A 19,058-nucleotide genomic window follows, 5' to 3' on the forward strand; every position below is an offset into this window, starting at 1 on the left:
TTGATAAAGAAATTACATCTAAATTACTCTCTGTGATTTCTACATAAAAAAAACTGGCTAATACGCTGTCATAACAAATTAAGCAAAAAAAAAGGATAATTCATGTTTGATTTTTTAGAAAGATGGCATTATAGCGCTCTGATTTTTCTTCTTACTATTTCTGGGCTTACAAACTTTATTTTTAAAGATGAAAACTGGCCTCCCTATGTTACGATCGTCTCATTTTTAATAGCAATTATTTTGTATATTTTACATGGGAAACGTTACTAAAAAACTATATGGTTACATTTTTTGTTTTGTAATCTCATTAAGATAAACGAAAAAAACCCCTTAATACCTTAATACATAAGTATTAAGCTGTTTTTATGCCAATTCCTTCCCCTTTGGTTAAGTTAAAGGACATTAAAATGTACATAGTCTTTATCATAAGTAGCTTTTCCAATCATAATTTTTAATTTTATAAAGTAAACCTTCGTTATTCCTTTCATATGCACAGAGAGGATTATCATCGAAAAATGATTGAATAGCGTCATCTATATTCAAAACTACACCCAAGGAAAGGATTTGAAAGTTCGTAGAATCATTTAGGAATTCAATTGTTTCGTCTCCACCGAAAATAATCCATTCAGAGTCTTATTCATTATGGGGATGATCTTTTAACATATAGTTGAATTCTTGTTTTTCAAGTACATCATTACTAACGGTCAATTTTGTATCAAAATCATAATCCCAAGCGGATGATGCAGGATCATCATACGCTGTTTCACAAATATTGTCCGTACAAAATGATATTTTTTGTCCCAGTTCTAATCCCTTAAGTCGCTAGGGTTCGTTGTGTGAAACTCCTATAAATATTTCTCCATCCCTATAAGTGACTCTAACCCATATTTTTTCATCTGAAAACCACTTTCTTCTGGAGCACATACAAAACGCAATTGAACCAAGTCGTTAGGTTCTAGTAAGTCGATTACTTGATTGCTCAAAATGTAAAATAAATATTCTATATTAGATTAAACTTTATTCAAAAGGGGAAAATATAAATTATTCAGATCTTTAATCGACTTAAATTGGAAGGGGTATATTCATGATTCAATTATCGATATCGATGCTTCTAATCAGTTTTATCGCCATTTTATTTTCACTGATCACAAATAAGCGGTACAAGCAGGGGAACCCTAACGAAGGAATAGGATTACTTATCATTGGCTCTCCTACAATCATGTTATCTTTATATCCTAATATCGAAATTGGATTGCGACTCATCTTGATTTTTTCAGGTATGGTATTTTTAGCATTTGGTAGTATTATGATTATCGTTAGTCAAATAAACAAAAAAAGACAATCTTAATGCGTCCATAATGGGACGTTTTTTTCGCATCAAAACACTTGATTGGTGAGGAATCAGATAAATTTCTGTCCCAATGGTTACATTGGCGGGTGAAAATCGGGTCATGAACCAGAAAACACCTTCTCAGTTGTATGAAACCGTCAAAGTAAAGTGAAAATATATAAAATCGTCAAATTATTATCTTTATCCAGGTAGTGAAGTGGCCAATTGAGACATGAATAGTATTGAATAGAGATTTATAACACGCTCGATAGAACGTTTTATTGTGAAGTCAGATCAAACAAATAGCCCCTTGAGATTATGGGGGCTAGACACATCTTATGTTAATGTTCAACTATGCTGTCGATCCGAAACACCTAATTTAAATACACCCTATGTTAAATGGCTAACGTTGTCATTGATTGGTGAGTATATATATACTCTCATATAAAATCAAATAATTGTAATTTAACAGTCAATCATTCTTATGTTCCCCTGATAGATTCCGGTGTTTTTAATGTAAAATAAAGAAAATATAATCAAAAAATACCGGCTGACTTTCAGCATAGCAAAATAACTCCACAAAATCCTCTTCAAATAGAACGTTAGGTTCCTAACAACTTTATAGCGGAAAATACCTGGGATGTGGATTTTTGCTATTTTCCTATCTAGACATACTTTGAACCGCTGTAAAGGCTATCATGCTGTTGAGAAAGTTTCAACAGCATGTATTTATACAGTTTTTTGGCTTCTGAAATTTTTCAAATGAACTAGATTAGTGGGTAGGGTACTCTCTTCCGCTTCTATAAAGGTTCCAGGTTCTGCATTCACTAGCTTTTCAAGGATATGAATTGGAAACCCAATCTCCTCTATCAGCTGTTTTGCCGATTTTACGTTATGTTCCAAGATCATTTCGATGGATTGGGATAAGACTTGTGGTTGCTCAAAAGGTAACTCATCATCCAATGGCTCTTCATACAATATTTTTTCCTTATTCATTTTTTTCATTAGATATATGTACTGATCGTCTGTAAATAATTCCAGATTCTTTGCTCTATAAGCCATCGCACTAATTGAGACTTTCCAACGTTTTTTCAGCTCAATTAAATGATCGATGTTGTTGAACACTTCCATACCAAATGTACTAGAGGGGAGTAAGAACGCTGACGCGAATCTGTTTGCTTCTTTCTCTATAACCTTGTGGTTTTTTTTGTCCCCTAACTCGCTTGGCTTTAAATCAGCGTGTAAAACTAAGTGCCCTAATTCATGTGCCAAATCAAATCTAGATCTTACTGCGGAAGACTTGTGGTTTTTAGATCTACTCACTCCCCTATTATCACTACCTAGCAGAATGTAAGGGCGGTCATTATTCCCCCAATAAGAGCACGCGTCTATTTTAACATCATCATCAAAGTCTGATCGAGAAACGATAGCTCCTTTTTTCTCTAATAACAAAAGCATATTTGAAATAGGACCCTCGCCAAGACCCCAGTGCCTCCTTACCAATGCTGCTACTTGGTCAATTTCTCTAAATCTTGTTGGTGTATAAGAAGGACCCCTTCCGAATTTGGGAATATCTACACTCGGAAACTCCAGTATATGTTCTAAATAAACATGAATCTCCTGTATCCATCTATTTCTAATTTCATGGATCTTTTTTGACTTCTTCGTTGCAGTTGCAAAGCTCCGAAAATAAATCGTTTCTTCACCATCTATTTTCTTTGGTTTAAAGAAAAAAGTGTATGGAAACCCTAAAATACGCGATAATTCCCTAACCTTATCTGGTTTAGGTACTGTTTTCCCGTTTTCATATCTAGATATACATTGGTGAGTTGTTCCGATTAATTCAGCTAAGTCAGTAATCGTTTTTCCGCAGGCTTCTCTAGCTTCACGAAGCCTCTTTGGTTCAAATATAAATGAGTTATGGGAATCGATCGCCATACACGCACACCTCACTTCAGTTCTTTATCGGCGATATGATTGGCCTCGATAAACTTTACTAGTTTAGGACCTTCATTTTGACTATCCTCAATCTTTTCTTCAGGAACCAAATCTTGTTTTTCTATTACATACGGTTCGTCTAAAATGTTTATTTTCTCAATCCATCTCTTTTCATTTGGGAGTCCTAAATTGATAAAATACGGGCGATACTCATTTCCACCATCATGACCATGGGTAAGCAAAAATTTATAAGGTAGAGACTTAACTATAGTATCACCAGTTCCATACAAATCAAGCACTAATTGATTTAATCCATGATTAGAATCCCTAAATAAAGCTGGTCGAGCAATATTTTTAGGGCTCTGAACAGCACTTATAGTAAGTTCCATTGTATCAGTAAATATTTGAAGATAATAAAATGACTTATTTCTAGTTGGTACCACTCGACACTGAAAAGGCAATAAACCTTCATTACAATAATTTTTTATTTCGTACCAAATAGCGTAAGGACGCAAATTACCTCGGGTTTGTATTTGAAAAACTCCACTACTTAGAAAGGGCTCCTTTTTAACATGCTCATCAGCCAGTTTATACCCTTGATTGATTGCCTCAGTAAGCTTTCTCCTGATCTTCGCCTCAAATTCACGTTCAATGACTTCTTTAGCTACCTCAGCATTTAGAATACCACTCGACCCATTCGAAGTATCCACTTGACTCCCCCTCATTTATATATGTATTGCAATCATTTTACCTCTATAATTTGTTTTTTGCAAATTATTACCCTTTTTTGTGTTTTTTTGCAAATAAAATTATCATTTACGATATATTGGAGGAGGAATAGAAAGCTTAATCTGCTATAACATCATACCAATTACGATTACATGCGTTACAGTATTCCATCCTTAGGTTTTGATATTTCAAGTGACAGATAAACCCTGTGTCATGGGTATGCCTGGATGATCTATTGCATTTTAGAAACAACTAATGAGATTGAGATAAACACTTATCTGTTTGAAACGTCACCTAATATACATGTTAATGATCAAGCTGTGCTTGATTCTTTTATTTCCAGGGATGAATGAAAATGTTTAATGAGCATTTTATTAGAGGTAGAAGGAGGATCGATCGAATTTAGTGCCACATTTACATTCTACGCCGACACTTGAGATGAGTAATCTAATGATTTCTAATGGATTAGGCGATCTCTCGGTAAGTACCAGTTCTTGTTCCCTGTATGCAAATTTGCGAATCCCTTCACTTTTGATATCAATAGACGCATTCCAATCACGATCACAGTTCTCTTATTTGCAGTATGATCGTTCATGTCCAATCCTCCTCCCATCTTCTCACATATTATTGAATAAGATTGAAAGAAAGGAGAATATACCATAGGTATAGAGAAAAAGTTGGATCGTTGTCAAAATGGGAGAAAAGCATGCAGAGAAAACCTGCGAGAATGTAGAGGGAATTTACATGAAGTAAGATCTGACCGAAAAGCATGTAGAGAGAAATTACATGAAGTAAGATCTGACCGAAAAGCATGCAGAGAAAGTTTGCGCGCATGTAGGGAGAGTCAAAGAAGAGGAGATATTCTGGCATATATTTGTAATTTTTTAGGTAATAGCGTTGCAGTAATCGATTGTAAGACCGATACACTTATTAAAACAATTAGTACGTTAAATCATGGCAACCGAATCAGTGGACCTGAAGGAATTGCTTTATCACCAGATCGTACAAGTGTTTATGCTACGAATGCTGATCAAGCTAATTTATCTATCATCAGAACAATGGACCAAACGTTAACGGGCACAATTGAAATGTTAAATACACCAAGAAAAATTGCAGTATTTTCAGATGGAAAAAAAGCGTATGTGACGACTGCAGGTAATAATTCTGTAGCTGTCATCGACTTAATCAATCAAAACGTCACAAACACAATTCCAGTGGGAATGGCTCCTTTTGGTATTGCACTTTCTCCAGATAATGGTAAAGCTTATGTGGTAAATGAAGATGACAGCACCCTATCCATTGTTGATACAATGACTGAGACGCAAGTTGACAATTTTCCAATTGGCCCAGGGCCACTATGCATTGCAATATTACCAGATGGAACAAAAGCATATGTCACTAACGAGAGCAATGCAAACGTTTCTGTTATTCATCTGAGCAATAATCAGTTATCCTTTATTTCAGTTGGTGTGGGTCCTTTTGGTGTTGCTGTTTCTCCTAATGGAGAAAGGGTGATTGTAACCAACGGAAACACCAATACCGTATCCGTGATCGATCCTCAAACCGATCAAGTGATCAAAACAATCACCGTAGGATTAAATCCGTTTGGAGTCGCCTTTACCCCTGACGGAACAAAGGCCTATGTCACCAACTATCGGGATAATAGCATCTCTATCATTGATGTTCAGATGCTAACCGTAACAAACACCTTTGCAGTTGGAAATGGCCCCATTGGTGTGACTATAGGTCAAATTGCATCTAGTTAAAAAACGAAAGGGAATTAAAAATAGCAAATGATGAAGATAGCGCTTTCCAATACGGAAACCTGTCTTTTTTTTGATCATTTCTAGTGGACTAGACATGAATACGGGAATTCTTGAAAAGTGCTATCTACTGACAGGTAGTAGACTAAGCTTAGACCAGGCGTCCCACACCTTTTTGTAGATTATAATTGGAGTCCTGTTTACATCTATATTAGTAAGCATGCAGGAGCCTCTATATGCCCCTGCATGCTACAATTAGTTCGCTACAATATTTACAAGTCGTCCTGGGATCACAATCACTTTACGAATGGTCTTACCCTCAAGTAGCCCTTGCACTTTCGGCTGATCCATGACAGTGGTTTGGATCTCTTCTTTGGATGCTTTTGCTGGGACTGTACAGCGCTCTTTCACTTTACCATTTAATTGAATCACAATCTCTACTTCATCTTGTACGAGTGCATCTGGATTAAAGTTCGGCCATGGTTGGAGATGGATGCTGTCGGTATGCCCCATTTGTTCCCAAATTTCTTCCGTGATATGGGGGACAAACGGTGCCAGCATGATAACCAATTTTTGGAGCGCATCTTTCATGATGCCTTGATCCGCATGCTCAGGATATGTGTACATTCCGTTGACCAGTTCCATCATGCTACTTATGGCTGTGTTAAATTGACTCCGATCCTTAATATCTTCGGTTACTTTTTTGATGGTTTGATGAAGCAAACGATTTAAATCTTTGGCGTCTTTGTCAAGAGAACCAGCAGGTTGAATCTCACTTTGCAATAGCTGGTGATGTTGTTCAAACAAGCGCCAGACGCGACCTAAGAAGCGATAACTCCCCTCTACACCTGAATCATTCCAGTCTAAGTCACGATCAGGGGGTGCCGCGAATAAGATGAAGAGTCGTGCCGTATCCGCACCATACTGGTCTATAATCTCAAGCGGACTAACCACGTTCCCTTTCGACTTCGACATTTTAAATCCATCTTTTAAGACCATTCCTTGTGTTAAAAGGCTCTTAAACGGTTCAGAAACGTTTACCATACCTGCATCGTATAATACTTTGGTGAAAAAGCGGGAGTACAAGAGATGTAGAATCGCGTGTTCAATTCCTCCGATATATTCATCCACTTGCATCCACTGATTCACTTTTTCAGGCGCAAACGGCAGTTCGTCATTTGCTGCATCGGTGAAACGGAAAAAGTACCACGAGGAGTCCATGAAGGTATCCATTGTATCCGTTTCTCGTCTCGCTTTCCCACCGCACTGGGGACAAGAAGTTTCCAGGAAAGCACGCGAAGTGGTGATCGGATTTTCCTTACCCGTAAATACCACATCTTCCGGTAATTGTACAGGAAGCTCTTCTTTGGGCACCGGGACAACACCACAATCATCGCAGTATACCATCGGAATAGGTGCTCCCCAGTAACGCTGACGTGAGATCAACCAGTCTCTGAGGCGATAATTGGTCGTTTTTCCGCCAAGACCCTTTTCTTCGAGATGTAAGGAAATCGCAGTAATAGCTTCTTGCTTCAACATACCATTAAAAGGACCTGACTCAAAGAGTACGCCTTCATCTGTATATACGGTAGTATCCGGATTTTCTATGACCCCGTCAACTGGTTTGATCACATGGCGAATGGGCAGACTATATTTTTGTGCAAACTGGAAGTCGCGTTCATCATGTGCCGGTACGCCCATCACTGCTCCCGTACCATAATCCATTAAGACGTAGTTGGCTACCCAGATCGGCACTTGTTCACCGGTTAGTGGATGTACGGCATATGAGCCAGTGAAGTAACCGATCTTATCTGCGTCAGAAGCCGTCCGCTCCATTTCCGATTGCTTATTCATTTCCGTGACAAACTGCTGAATCACTTCTTCATTTTCTTTTCCAGCAATCAATTGCGGGAGCAAGGGATGCTCTGGTGCTACAACCATATAGGAGACACCATAGAGGGTATCCGGTCTTGTCGTAAACACCGTAATATCTTCCAGCTCAGGAATCACAAAGGTGACGTGAGCCCCTTCACTTTTTCCAATCCAGTTGCGCTGCATGGCTACGACACGTTCTGGCCATTCTGTTAACTGATCTAAATCATTTAGGAGGCGTTCCGCATAGTCGGTGATACGTAAGAACCACTGCTCAAGTTCTTTTTTGATTACTTCAGCGTCACATCGCCAGCACTTTCCATCCTCGACTTGTTCATTTGCAAGTACAGTAGAACAAGTCGGGCACCAATTAACCATTGCCTGCTTCCGATAAGCAAGGCCACGCTCATAAAAGAGGAGAAAGAGCCACTGTGTAAATTTGTAATAGTCTGGTGTACAGCTACCGAAGTACCGATCCCAGTCATAAGAAGCGCCTACTTTTTTCTGTTCTTCCCGAATACGTTCCATATTTTTGAGCGTCCAGTCCCGTGGTGCAACCCCACGCTGAATGGCCGCGTTTTCCGCAGGTAATCCAAACGCATCTGCGCCCATCGGATGAAGTACACGATAGCCATTCATGCGATAAAAGCGTGCAACGACATCACCAATAGAATAGACACGGGTATGCCCCATGTGTAATCCCTCGCCTGAGGGATACGGAAATTGTTCCAGGGCATAATATTTCGGTTTGGATGGGTCTTCATCTGTTTTGTACAACTGGGTTTCTGCCCACCGTTGTTGCCATTTTGTTTCGATATCTCTTGGCTGATAAGCGTTCATATCAAAACCTCCCACTTCTTAAAAAAATATAAAACCTCCCACCCCCAGCTTCATTGCTAGGGACGAGAGGTTAGTTAACATTTCCCGCGGTACCACCCTGATTAGTGTCTACTCCAGATAAACACTCACTTCAATATCCAATAACGAGGATAAACCGTCATGACTCGAATACGCTAAGGCGAGTTCACTTGTCGTACCAGGTTGACTCGCACCAAACCGTCAACTCTCTGCACTGGACAAACAAATTACTACTCCAAAGCTTTGCATGAAATATTTAGTTCACATTATATGCAATTTCTTCAATCTATGTCAATATTTTTTTGTTTTTCCGCTTTATTGAACTTGAACGTACTCAGCGTCTCCCCACAGACGCTCGAGGTCATAGACGTCTCGCTCATCTTTGTGGAAAACATGTACAACTACATCACCGAGATCGATCAGTACCCAGCGCGCATCCCGATATCCTTCAATCCCTTTCACTAGGATATTGGATTGTTGCGCTTTTTCTTTGATTTCGGATACGATTGCTTGAACTTGCGTCTGAGAATTACCATGACAAATGACAAAGTAATCCGCAAATGCCGAAAGCTCACGAATATCTAATATGGTTACCCCGTGTGCTTTCTTTTCCTCGGCAGCTGTAGCTGCTAATTGAGCGATTTCCACTAAATTCAACGAGATTCCTCCCTTAAATTCGTTTTTTAATCCTTTACCCCAAACAATGCTTATAATAACCATAAGCTTGTAGGGTTAATGGATAAACCATCTGATTTCGACTTTCCAAAAATGAGATCGTATTTCGTAATGACTGGGCAACAGCACCATCTAAATGCGTTTCAGCGGTCTTCCGCACTTCTTCAACATCTGGAAATTTTCTACCAGGTTCAATATAGTCTGCTACAAAAATAATTTTCTCGATCTCTGTCATCTCTGGGCGACCTGTTGTGTGATAACGAATAGCATTAAGAATAGCTTCATCCGTAATGCCCCATTTTATACGAGCAACTTCTGCGCCTACCGGTGCATGCCAAATTTCTTTATGGTAATGTAGTAAATCACGTGGTAATTCATACTTTAAAATCCACTTTTTCAGTTCCTCATCTGGCCAAAATTTACAAAAATCATGTAAAACAGCGGCGACCTGAATGGAGAGGAGATCAATTTGCCTATCTTGTATCAAATCGATGGCGGTATCTAGAACACGAAGCGTATGTTCCCATCTGGAAGTAGGCAATTCATTTTTCGTCGCTTGCTTGAGTATGTCTAGGTTCATAGAGATGATTCTCCTTCAGATACTGATAAGATCGCTCCGGTATCAGATAGCGTGTCGTCTGGTGCTGATTGATTTTTTTTCTGATCCAAGAAGAGGAGACATTCATCTCGATCGCATCTGGAATGAAATGAACTTTGTCTTGAATAAATGAGGGTAGAGCTTCAATGGCATAGCCCGGTCTTCCGAGTGCAATCACTTGAACAAATTGTAGGGTTTTCTTTATTTTATACCAATTCGGCAAATCTTTCACCATATCTGCCCCAATTAGTAGAAAAAATTGTACATTTGGGTGCTGTGCACCTAATTGGACAACCGTATCCACTGTGTAGGAAGGTCCAATTCGCTCTAATTCAATACGTAAACATTTAAAGCGAGGATGATCTGCAAGTGCTAATTCCAGCATGTTGAAACGATGGTGGGCATTCGTAATTTGCTTATCACGTTTATGTGGTGGCTCTCCTGCCGGTATGAACCAAACTTCATCTAACTGTCCATATGTCATCGCTTGTTCGGCAAGAAGCAGGTGGCCAATATGTATCGGATCAAAGGTACCACCAAAAATTCCTATTCGCATAACCCTGTCCTCATTTTTAAGTCCGGCGTGTCGATTTGTATGATTTTTCATCATTTGAGTTGATCGACACGCCTGTTTTTAAGTATATGAATTCGCCTGTTCCAGTGCCTTTTTCATTACGGGTATGGGTGCAGGTCGACTCGTCCATAATTCCCAAGCAATCGCCGCTTGATACAGTAACATGCCATCACCTGTATGGATTTTAGCTCCTTTTTTTTCAGCACCTTGTAATAATGCTGTATGAAGTGGATTGTACACCAAATCACTAACAATATGATGCGCCCCAATCCAATCGATGGGGATCGGTGATTGCTTGGTGTGAGGGTGCATCCCTACTGATGTAGTATTAATGATCAGGTCAGCTTGGGCAATCACTTCTTCTGCATCTGCAAGGGCTAGAAAGTTCGTCTGTCCTCGTGATGCGAGTTGATTGGCCAGCTCGTTTGCTTTTTTGACTGTCCGATTTACAATGGTTAAGTGTTGAATACCATGCGTGCAGAGGGCATATCCGACTGCACGAGCCGCACCACCCGCACCGATCATCACCACCTTACAGTGATTTAAATCGATAGCGATGGACTCCCGTAAAGAACGAAGGTAGCCTGCTCCATCTGTATTATACCCGATCCATTTCCCTTCTCGATGCACCACTGTATTGATCGCACCGATTACTTGGGCTGATTCATCTAATTCATCTACCAAGTTCATCATAGCCTCTTTATACGGAATCGTAACGTTAAACCCTTCATAACCTAATGTTTTAAGACCATTTACAGCCCTTTCTAGCTGATGGGGTTCTACATGGTGCGCCAAATAAACATAGGGAAGCTGGGTATCTTGAAAAGCCGTATTAAACATCCGTGGAGACTTGGAATGGGCGACTGGACAACCGATTAGAGCCAGAACGTTCACTTTTTTACCTCCTCGAATGACTTAAATGATTGCTTTACGCGTGGTAACTTGTACACCTTTAGGTGCCCACACACGGATTGTCGCTTTTTCCGATCCAGTTGAAATCCAACCCAAGCCAGAGATGACAATATCTTGTTTCTCTTGCCCATTTAAGTGAATATCATGTTTGACCCAAGCTGGTAAGCGGGATGGGTCAGCAGGCGGCACCAGCAACTTACCACGTTGCTCACCGGCAATGCGATCCGCATTCTCTGATTTAGTACGATGAATATATAAAGGATTAGACGTGTAGCATACAAATGATTGCCGCTCGCCTTTTACATAATCAATCCGAATCATCCCACCTAAAAAAATCGTTTGTTGATCCTGAAGTTGATAACCTCGTGGTTTTACGGTATCAGCAGGTACGACCACTTTTAATTCTTCTGGTGTCATCCATTCACTCAAGCGATCAGACCGAACAATACCCGGTGTATCAATTAAGCTTTTACCATCATCTAGGGGAATTCGAATCATGTCTAGCGTAGTGCCCGGATAAGGTGATGTAGTGATCACATCTTCAAAGGATCCTTCTAAATCTCGAATCAGACGATTAATAAAAGTGGATTTACCGGCATTAGTCGTTCCTACGATATACACATCTTTTCCTCGGCGATGATGTTCAATTGCGGCTATTGCCTCTTCCATTTTGGTTCCTTTTACGGCACTTGTAAGAACCACATCAAGCGGTTTCATGCCTAATTCTTTTGCTAGCGCATAGATCCACTCCCGTACACGTCCCCATTTGGTCAATTTCGGAAATAGATCGGTTTTATTAGCTAAGATCAACAACGGATTTTTACCGATATGGCGGTGGATACCTGGGATCCAACTACCTGAAAAATCAAATAAATCGATCACTTGCACCACTAAACTATCCGTATTGGCGATTTCCCCTAATTTTTTCAAATATTCATCTGGATTTTGAGAAATCGAAGCGATTTCACCATAATGCCTAATCCGATAACAACGTTTACATAAGATATATTCACGTTCAAATGCAGAAGGGGGGGCATAGCCCAAGTGATCAGGTGATTCACTTTGTAGCTTTACACCACAACCCTCACAATGAAACTGTTTTTCTTCCGAACTCAATGCTTTTCCTCCCAGCTAAGAAGCCCTTTCTTTTCCATCCAGCGAAATAAGAGCCGCTCAATTCTTCTGTTCACACGTGTCAAATATCCATCAGTTTCACATACTGGTGTAACCAAAATGGTATAGATGCCCATACGGTTCCCCCCAAATACATCCGTGAGTAACTGATCCCCTATCACAACCGTCTCTTCTTTCTGTGAGCCCATCTTTTTTAATGCTCTTTTAAATGCAAGTGTTAGGGGTTTTTTTGCTGTATAAATAAATGGAATTTGGAGCGGGCTGGCAAATGTAGAGACCCGATTCCGATTATTATTGGAAACGATCATCACTTGAAACCCCAACCCTTTTAATTGTGCTAACCACTTGATCAGCTTTGGTGTCGCTTCGGGACGCGTTGATTCGACAAGCGTGTTGTCCAAATCAACGATAACGGTTTTTATGCCTCTATCTTTTAATTCGTGTAAGTTAATCGCGTATATAGACTCTACATACAGATTTGGTATCATTGATTTAAACACAGATTCACCTCGTCTAATTCAAACTTTTCGGCACTAAATATACCACAGAGAAGCCGCAGATGCAAAAGCTTCCTTCTTTATGTGATTTTACCGCTTCAACCAATTTCGCACTTTAATTGTAACTGTTTGTAACCGTAATCCTTCCCCTTCCCATAAATGTTTATGGGAACCCAGCTTTCCAGCTTCCCGAGCTTTTATTTTCAAACTTTGCTTGAGGATTAAATAACGCTTCATTTCTTCTACAATATGCATTAAGGAGGCCCGCATTTCAAATTCTTTTCGAGTAGTGGGCAGAGGGGAGTGCTTAAATTTCTTTCGCATCTCTTCCAGTTCGTCTAAAAAAAGATGTGCCGAATTGTGGGGACATACTGCGTCTGCGATGTGATCCAGGAAAGCAGCCACTTCTTCCCCTTGTTCAACACAAGCATTAAAAGAAGAAACGGACGGAAGTATCCGTTCGATAATTTCAAATTGTTTACTCCTCATATTGAAGTAACGATAGTAATTATATTCACGATCATATGCATGATTCTCGATATCTAGTAAAGCAATCTCTTTTGCTTTTTGTAATAACGCATCCGTTTCCACAATCTCTTTTCCGTCCCAATCACTTTCTCCATGTCGTAGATAGTAAGCAAATTCTTGAAAAATCAATTGAAAATTGCTTTCAATCTTCACACGATAACTTTTCAAATCTTTTTCCACACTTGGCATATACAGATTCACAAGTAACGCAATACCAATGCCAATGGTAATTAAGATCAGCTCATTTATCACCCATTTGCTACTCATCTCTCCCAATGTGTAAAAATGGAGCAGTACGACTACGCTCGTCACTAAACCTTCTGTCACTTTTAGAGTTACGCCCAGTGGAAAGAGCAATAATAGGATGATGGAAATGGCCCATGGTACATAACCCGTGATTGGAAAAATGATGGCTGCGATTCCAATTGCAAGGATACAAGCCACAAAGCGATCAATCGCACTTTGGTATGACCTTTTCTTCGTTGTTTTTATACTTAAAATCGCAATCACACCGGCCGCTGCGTAAAACTGTAACGATAACCCTTGTGCAATCGCAACGGCAAGTCCACATCCTACTGCTGTCTTCAATGTCCGATAGCCAATTTTAAACATCGTACAAGTTCACCTCGATCTTGCAAAAAAGAGTGGCTCTTTCAGTATACAATAAAAAATGATTGTCGAATCAGGTCGGTTATGGTAATTTAACTGCAACAGAAAGGAGTGTTAACCCTGACTGAGCATCGTAAAGGCGTGATTTACACGACATTTTCCTATCTCATGTGGGGATTACTTCCCCTCTACTGGAAAATGATCGAACATGTTTCTTCTCTCGAAATTCTTGCACATCGCTTGATCTGGTCTTTTGTCTTTGTCTTTCTTATTCTTACCCTGACAAGTGGTTTATCATCACTTTGGAAAACCATATGTAAACTCTTCAAGGATCATAAGTCTCTGTGGCTTCTCTTAATCGCAGCCATCTTGATCACCATCAACTGGTTCACTTATATCTGGGCTGTGAATCATGATGCCATCTTAGAAGCAAGTCTTGGCTATTATATTAATCCCCTTGTGAGCGTTCTGTTAGGCTATCTCTTTTTAAAAGAGCGTATGAATGCATTACAAACCCTTGCTACGATCATTGCAGGGATCGGTGTCTTATTTTCAACTGTTCAACACGGAGAATTCCCTTGGATCGCACTCATTTTAGCTATCTCGTTTGGCTTATATGGTTTAGCAAAAAAACTACTCGCAGTCGGACCGTTACACGGATTAACCCTCGAAACATTGGTCATTCTGCCTGCTTCTTTATTATATCTTTTCTATCTCATTATAAATGGAGATAGTCAATTCATTCATGGGGATTGGGTTACCATCCTTCTCTTATCTGGCGCAGGAATCGTGACTGCTGTACCCTTGTTGTTGTTCGCCAAGGGGGCACAGATGATTCCATTGTATATGATCGGTTTTTTACAGTATATCGCCCCTACAATTTCCTTTATGATCGGTGTATTTCTTTATCAGGAACCTTTTTCCTCTACTCAACTGATTACCTTCAGTTGTATATGGATCGCCCTCGCACTCTTCGTCCTAAGTCACACCAGGCAAGTGCATGCTAAACAAGTTAGATCCCCATCATGAATGGGGAACCTAACTTGAATACTTTCCTTTTGTAAACGATCCACACCGTTTAAGTCGCCATGACTCGCTTAAATAAATTAATATTCTAATTTTTTTAAAATCAATGATACAGATACATCTCTTTCTCGAGTTGGGCTAAATAAGCTTGTAATGCTTCGATTTCCTCTTGTGTAAAGCGATGAGGCTCTTCGATCATCCGCTCCATTTTATGCCGTGCACGCTGATAGCTACGTTCTAAAACTTGACGATACCCCGTTTTTGTCGGCAAGGGCTGGCTTGAATAGGTGAACATGCTACTCTCTCCTCGTATATTGAACTTGTTTCAGCCAAGATTGAAACATCAGACGCTACTCCAATGGTCTCGATTTCATTCAATTTTCCATCTGTACCTCATCGTGTACTTTTGACCATTTCCTAAATTTGGTTCATCGACACCACTGAAATTATACCATATATGTAAGTTACACATCTGCAAAATCACCTCAAGTACACTCACCATTCTAAGATTTGGCAATACAATAAAAATTGAAATCGCTTATAAAATATTGTCATGCTTTACTTAAAAACATTATACCAAACCTTTATTCATATACAGTACATTCAATCTATTGTTTACATACTATGAATGCGATATTAGTCAATCTTTATTTTATTTTACAAATTAGTCGTACAAATCGACACACTGCTCAGCTACGCTATCCACTGATGCTAGAATCACATCCCATTCCTCCTTCATACAATGAAACAAGTGGATCAAAAGGAGTAGTCCTCCATCGAGTCATGTGCAGGTGGATACTCGTATGCGAGTAAATCCCAATTCCTTCCTCACACCCTGCCAGCGATCAAGAGGCATATGTGACCACCAATTCGAGTAACACCCTGACGCTAATCGATGTAAGCTCGGACCAAGCGACTCGTGCAATCCTAGAGGACAGATCAGCGATTTACATCAATCGTCCCGGAAATAACCGTGTAAGTGTATTTTCACCTGAGACTTCACTAAATCGACATGGCAAACCGGATGGAATTACCATTACACAAGATCAAACCACTGTCGTGATCTCCATCTCTGATAATGCTTTTTTAATCGTCATTCTGGTAGAGTCGAACCTGTTAAACCGTGCTTGGGTTACGACCCATAAGCCAGGATTTGTTACCACGATACCTAGGGTAGTGGGAGCAATAATCGAATCTGTTTTTGCACTCATGATTAAAACCGATCCCATTGCACACAAACACATATTGCCCATTCGGAAATGGGCAAAATACTGGTTCGCAAGTTCTAAAAATTTATTTTTATGACCGATTAAGATGCTGTTAGATTGAGAATGGAGGGATTTATATCAAAAAAAAGCAGATTAAAAAAGTGTTGTTTGTCTCTTCTGGAACCGAACGTGGACCGTACCCTGCACTTGAGATTGCGATCTTTCGTGCACTTAAAGAGCAGGTTAAAGCCATTATGTATCGACAAGGATATTTGGTCGATACCGTACTAAGTACAAATCCTGATCTCGTCCTCATTTTTCACGGCATATACCGCCATAAGTTTGATGCACTCAGTAAAGATATCTCATCTATTCGTAAGCTTGGTTTTAAAACGGCTATCTGGCTTACAGATGACCCTTACTATAGTAGTACGACGAAAGCCTTGTGCTTACAATATGATTATGTATTTACACAAGATCGAGGTAGCGTTTCCTTTTATAAGGAGTGTGGTGCTAAAAAAGTTTTTTTTCTTCCCCTAGCTACTGATCCAAAAGCATATCGACCGCTGGAAGTAAACCCCGCCTATCAATCCGACATTTGTTTCATCGGTGTGGCTTTTGATAATCGACTCCAATTTATCGATTCTATAGCAGATTATTTATCTACGAAAAACGTAAAACTAATCGGTCCCAAATGGAACCAACTAAACCATTATTCACGATTAAAAGAAAAAATCATCCTAGGGAAGTGGCTCAAACCCAAAGATACCGCACGTTACTACAATGGTGCTAAAATCGTTTTGAATTTGCATCGTCTTGATGCAGATAAGAAAATTAATAAAAACAAACATAATATTCCAGCTTTTTCTATAAATAACAGAACTTTCGAAATTTTAAGTTGCAAAACCTTTCAATTAACCGATATGCGTCCTGATTTAGAGCAATTTTATACACCACAACAAGAAATTGAAACTTTTAATTCAGCAGACTTATTTATAAAAAAAGCGGAATATTACTTGAAACATCACGAAGAACGGAACCAGGTTGCAATCGATGGTTATCGCAAAACATTACAAGAAAACACTTACGATAAGCGGATTCAATCCTTATTAAAGCACGTGAGAAATTCTTGAATACACACTGCATACGGGACATGATTTCGCTCATCATGCCACTTAATACATGTACCCCTCTACTAAAACCTCTCCGATCTATGTCACATTCCGTGCCAGAGACCGGTTGAGGTTATAGCCTTTTTAAACACCACTTTTACCTGTACACTTTGAAATGATAGAAGTTGTGGAAAAGATATGGATATCATCCATGACGACTTCAATTCCTTTTGTTTCTGCAACCTCATGGTAATTCAATTGCTTGATCTCGTACATGCATGCACCTTAGCTTACGGGTGGCTGTTGATTCACTTTTTCCTTAAAATAGGTGTCTAAGTGATGGGTACCAAATTGCGGCGCCACCATGTCACGTGTCACGCCCGCATAAAAAAACTGGGCTAAGGTATGGATTCTCGAACCTAGAAGACGGGAAGCCACAACCGCTACTTTCAAAATATTTTGTGGAATGTGTGTTACTTTTGCTTGTTTTCCAGTTGCTTCTACTGCGAGTTGCGCCAATTGCTGATGCTGATAAATAACAGGTCCACCAATATCTAATATCGCATGATGCTGTACATCTAGCACTTCGGCACAGTAGTTCGCCAAATCTTGACCATGTATAGGATTTAGTCGATAAGCACCCGAGCCGATCAAGTAGACTCTTCCTTTTTCAGCCATATCTAAGTAAGCGGTCAAATCAGAAAAATAGCCAGTTGGTTTTATGATGATAAAGTCGAGAGAGGCGTTTTTTAAAGCGGTGGCAAAAGCTTCTTTGGCTTTGGTTAAGTTGTTATTCAACTGTTCTGCCTGAAAGGCATGTATGTACATCATTTGTTTCACTTGAGCTTGCTCTGCTTCTCGTAATAAGTTTAAATTTCCTTGATAATCTACATCCCAAAAGGTTTGTTTCCCGATTTGGCGGGTAATGCCAACGGCTGAACAAACAAAGTCGATACCTTCACATACACCAGTAAGCGTGGCTGGATCACAAACGTCTCCAATGTGGACTTCATCTGCTAAGTGGGCGATGGCAGGAGACGCAAATGGTCCCTTCTCTTTTAACCGCTTCTCATTTCGCACTAGGACATGCACTTCATATCCTTTCGTTTTAAAGGTTTGTACCAAATAACGCCCCAAATAACCCGTTGCTCCTGCTATTAATATCTTTTTCAATAAGATTGTCCTCCTACTATCATTCAAGTGTGTCGGTTTGCATGATTTTTCTATGAGTAGTTGAAAAATCATGATCCTCAACTTCAGTTGAAATTGATTTATAAAGGGATATTCATCGAGACAAGCGCTCAAACCATTTTCTGATTGTTTCATATAGTATCATATATTCATATTATGATAAGAAAGGATGTTCACATTGCAAAATTTAAAAGCATGTGGCATTGGTAACAATATCCGTGTAGTTAATGTATCGAACGGTCAAAGACAAGTATGTTGCGGAGGGGCAAACCCACGAAATATACGCACAATTCCGGTTAATCCTGGTGATTTTTATATTGTCGTATGTCGCGTTAATCCCACGCTCCCGCCACTAATCACCCTCGTAACCAATGGCAGACCTGTTCGAAATCGTGGTGTGATCAACCTGCGATTAGCAACATGTATTACGTTTACCCCTACTAGATTTAGTTAACATCTTACACAAATAGTGAAAAAAGCGTGAGGGTACACACGTCCTTATGC

General features: G+C 39.7%; 21 protein-coding genes and 1 other annotated feature. Of the genes, 6 read left to right on the top strand and 15 right to left on the bottom strand.

Translation table 11 applies throughout. The features are described from left to right. Positions 1-423: 423 nt before the first annotated feature. Positions 424-621 (bottom strand): immunity protein Imm33 domain-containing protein, encoded by a 198-nt coding sequence (locus tag IC619_RS16680; RefSeq protein ID WP_347239757.1) that lies wholly within the window; start codon positions 619-621, stop codon positions 424-426. 463 nt (positions 622-1,084) lie between these two features. Here IC619_RS16680 and IC619_RS02830 point away from each other — a divergent pair, with 463 nt between their 5' ends. Further along, positions 1,085-1,348: a hypothetical protein gene (locus IC619_RS02830; protein WP_191138621.1), complete on the top strand. Its 264-nt coding sequence runs from the start codon at positions 1,085-1,087 to the stop codon at positions 1,346-1,348. Positions 1,349-2,059: 711 nt separating this feature from the next. Here the strand turns inward: IC619_RS02830 and IC619_RS02835 are convergent. From IC619_RS02835 to IC619_RS02845, 3 genes are all read right to left on the bottom strand, one after another. Then, positions 2,060-3,268 (bottom strand): helix-turn-helix domain-containing protein, encoded by a 1,209-nt coding sequence (locus tag IC619_RS02835; RefSeq protein ID WP_191138622.1) that lies wholly within the window; start codon positions 3,266-3,268, stop codon positions 2,060-2,062. Positions 3,269-3,279: 11 nt separating this feature from the next. Then, entirely contained in the window at positions 3,280-3,978 is a 699-nt protein-coding gene (locus tag IC619_RS02840) for a hypothetical protein (protein WP_191138623.1), read from the bottom strand. Between the two features lie 476 nt (positions 3,979-4,454). Then, positions 4,455-4,592: a hypothetical protein gene (locus IC619_RS02845; protein ID WP_191138624.1), complete on the bottom strand. Its 138-nt coding sequence runs from the start codon at positions 4,590-4,592 to the stop codon at positions 4,455-4,457. Between the two features lie 82 nt (positions 4,593-4,674). On the opposite strand from IC619_RS02845, the gene IC619_RS02850 reads away from it, so the two are divergent. Continuing rightward, entirely contained in the window at positions 4,675-5,763 is a 1,089-nt protein-coding gene (locus IC619_RS02850) for a choice-of-anchor I domain-containing protein (protein ID WP_191138625.1), read from the top strand. A gap of 252 nt (positions 5,764-6,015) precedes the next feature. Here the strand turns inward: IC619_RS02850 and leuS are convergent, their stop codons facing one another. The 8 genes from leuS to IC619_RS02890 form a co-directional block, all read right to left on the bottom strand. Further along, entirely contained in the window at positions 6,016-8,472 is a 2,457-nt protein-coding gene (gene leuS, locus IC619_RS02855; protein WP_191138626.1) for a leucine--tRNA ligase, read from the bottom strand. Positions 8,473-8,527: 55 nt separating this feature from the next. Continuing rightward, positions 8,528-8,743: a binding site (T-box leader), on the bottom strand. A gap of 62 nt (positions 8,744-8,805) precedes the next feature. Continuing rightward, a complete protein-coding gene (gene rsfS / locus IC619_RS02860) occupies positions 8,806-9,153 on the bottom strand; it encodes a ribosome silencing factor (RefSeq protein WP_191138712.1) in 348 nt (115 codons plus the stop codon). A gap of 28 nt (positions 9,154-9,181) precedes the next feature. Then, positions 9,182-9,745 carry a bis(5'-nucleosyl)-tetraphosphatase (symmetrical) YqeK gene (gene yqeK, locus IC619_RS02865; protein WP_191138627.1) on the bottom strand — a complete coding sequence of 188 codons (564 nt, stop codon included), beginning with the start codon at positions 9,743-9,745 and terminating at the stop codon, positions 9,182-9,184. After that, on the bottom strand, positions 9,708-10,319 hold the full coding sequence (locus IC619_RS02870; protein ID WP_191138628.1) for a nicotinate-nucleotide adenylyltransferase: 612 nt from the start codon (positions 10,317-10,319) through the stop codon (positions 9,708-9,710). The genes yqeK and IC619_RS02870 overlap by 38 nt, the downstream gene beginning before the upstream one ends. 78 nt (positions 10,320-10,397) lie before the next feature. Further along, positions 10,398-11,231: a shikimate dehydrogenase gene (gene aroE, locus IC619_RS02875; RefSeq protein WP_347239749.1), complete on the bottom strand. Its 834-nt coding sequence runs from the start codon at positions 11,229-11,231 to the stop codon at positions 10,398-10,400. Positions 11,232-11,252: 21 nt separating this feature from the next. Beyond that, positions 11,253-12,365 carry a ribosome biogenesis GTPase YqeH gene (gene yqeH / locus IC619_RS02880; protein WP_191138629.1) on the bottom strand — a complete coding sequence of 371 codons (1,113 nt, stop codon included), beginning with the start codon at positions 12,363-12,365 and terminating at the stop codon, positions 11,253-11,255. Beyond that, the gene (locus tag IC619_RS02885) at positions 12,362-12,871 is read right to left on the bottom strand and encodes a YqeG family HAD IIIA-type phosphatase (RefSeq protein WP_191138714.1); all 510 of its coding nucleotides are present in this window, start codon (positions 12,869-12,871) and stop codon (positions 12,362-12,364) included. Before IC619_RS02885 ends, yqeH begins: the two co-directional genes overlap by 4 nt. A gap of 99 nt (positions 12,872-12,970) precedes the next feature. Continuing rightward, a complete protein-coding gene (locus IC619_RS02890) occupies positions 12,971-14,020 on the bottom strand; it encodes an aromatic acid exporter family protein (RefSeq protein WP_191138630.1) in 1,050 nt (349 codons plus the stop codon). Between the two features lie 108 nt (positions 14,021-14,128). On the opposite strand from IC619_RS02890, the gene rarD reads away from it, so the two are divergent. After that, entirely contained in the window at positions 14,129-15,046 is a 918-nt protein-coding gene (gene rarD / locus IC619_RS02895; RefSeq protein ID WP_347239750.1) for an EamA family transporter RarD, read from the top strand. Between the two features lie 100 nt (positions 15,047-15,146). Here the strand turns inward: rarD and IC619_RS02900 are convergent, their stop codons facing one another. Beyond that, the gene (locus IC619_RS02900; protein ID WP_191138631.1) at positions 15,147-15,338 is read right to left on the bottom strand and encodes a hypothetical protein; all 192 of its coding nucleotides are present in this window, start codon (positions 15,336-15,338) and stop codon (positions 15,147-15,149) included. A gap of 563 nt (positions 15,339-15,901) precedes the next feature. On the opposite strand from IC619_RS02900, the gene IC619_RS02905 reads away from it, so the two are divergent. Further along, complete coding sequence (locus IC619_RS02905) at positions 15,902-16,348, top strand: YncE family protein (protein ID WP_191138632.1); 447 nt, start codon at positions 15,902-15,904, stop codon at positions 16,346-16,348. Positions 16,349-16,412: 64 nt separating this feature from the next. Beyond that, positions 16,413-17,384 (top strand): glycosyltransferase family protein, encoded by a 972-nt coding sequence (locus tag IC619_RS02910; protein WP_191138633.1) that lies wholly within the window; start codon positions 16,413-16,415, stop codon positions 17,382-17,384. A 123-nt stretch (positions 17,385-17,507) separates the two neighbouring features. On the opposite strand, the gene IC619_RS17000 is transcribed toward IC619_RS02910, so the two are convergent. Both IC619_RS17000 and IC619_RS02915 read right to left on the bottom strand, forming a co-directional pair. Next, positions 17,508-17,639 (bottom strand): hypothetical protein, encoded by a 132-nt coding sequence (locus IC619_RS17000; protein ID WP_283770916.1) that lies wholly within the window; start codon positions 17,637-17,639, stop codon positions 17,508-17,510. Positions 17,640-17,648: 9 nt separating this feature from the next. Then, positions 17,649-18,536 (bottom strand): SDR family oxidoreductase, encoded by an 888-nt coding sequence (locus tag IC619_RS02915; protein ID WP_191138634.1) that lies wholly within the window; start codon positions 18,534-18,536, stop codon positions 17,649-17,651. A 196-nt stretch (positions 18,537-18,732) separates the two neighbouring features. On the opposite strand from IC619_RS02915, the gene IC619_RS02920 reads away from it, so the two are divergent. Then, complete coding sequence (locus IC619_RS02920) at positions 18,733-19,008, top strand: hypothetical protein (RefSeq protein WP_191138635.1); 276 nt, start codon at positions 18,733-18,735, stop codon at positions 19,006-19,008. Positions 19,009-19,058: the final 50 nt, after the last annotated feature.

The sequence above is a fragment of the Polycladospora coralii genome (assembly GCF_014773435.2).
Lineage (GTDB): Bacteria > Bacillota > Bacilli > Thermoactinomycetales > Thermoactinomycetaceae > Polycladospora > Polycladospora coralii.

Coding starts and splice junctions, on each gene's coding strand:
- IC619_RS02885 (WP_191138714.1), bottom strand. CDS start 12,871: ATGATACCAAATCTGTATGTAGAGTCTATATACGCGATTAACTTACAC.
- IC619_RS17000 (WP_283770916.1), bottom strand. CDS start 17,639: ATGTACGAGATCAAGCAATTGAATTACCATGAGGTTGCAGAAACAAAA.
- IC619_RS02900 (WP_191138631.1), bottom strand. CDS start 15,338: ATGTTCACCTATTCAAGCCAGCCCTTGCCGACAAAAACGGGGTATCGT.
- IC619_RS02830 (WP_191138621.1), top strand. CDS start 1,085: ATGATTCAATTATCGATATCGATGCTTCTAATCAGTTTTATCGCCATT.
- IC619_RS02870 (WP_191138628.1), bottom strand. CDS start 10,319: ATGCGAATAGGAATTTTTGGTGGTACCTTTGATCCGATACATATTGGC.
- yqeK (WP_191138627.1), bottom strand. CDS start 9,745: ATGAACCTAGACATACTCAAGCAAGCGACGAAAAATGAATTGCCTACT.
- leuS (WP_191138626.1), bottom strand. CDS start 8,472: ATGAACGCTTATCAGCCAAGAGATATCGAAACAAAATGGCAACAACGG.
- IC619_RS02845 (WP_191138624.1), bottom strand. CDS start 4,592: ATGAACGATCATACTGCAAATAAGAGAACTGTGATCGTGATTGGAATG.
- IC619_RS02890 (WP_191138630.1), bottom strand. CDS start 14,020: ATGTTTAAAATTGGCTATCGGACATTGAAGACAGCAGTAGGATGTGGA.
- IC619_RS02835 (WP_191138622.1), bottom strand. CDS start 3,268: ATGGCGATCGATTCCCATAACTCATTTATATTTGAACCAAAGAGGCTT.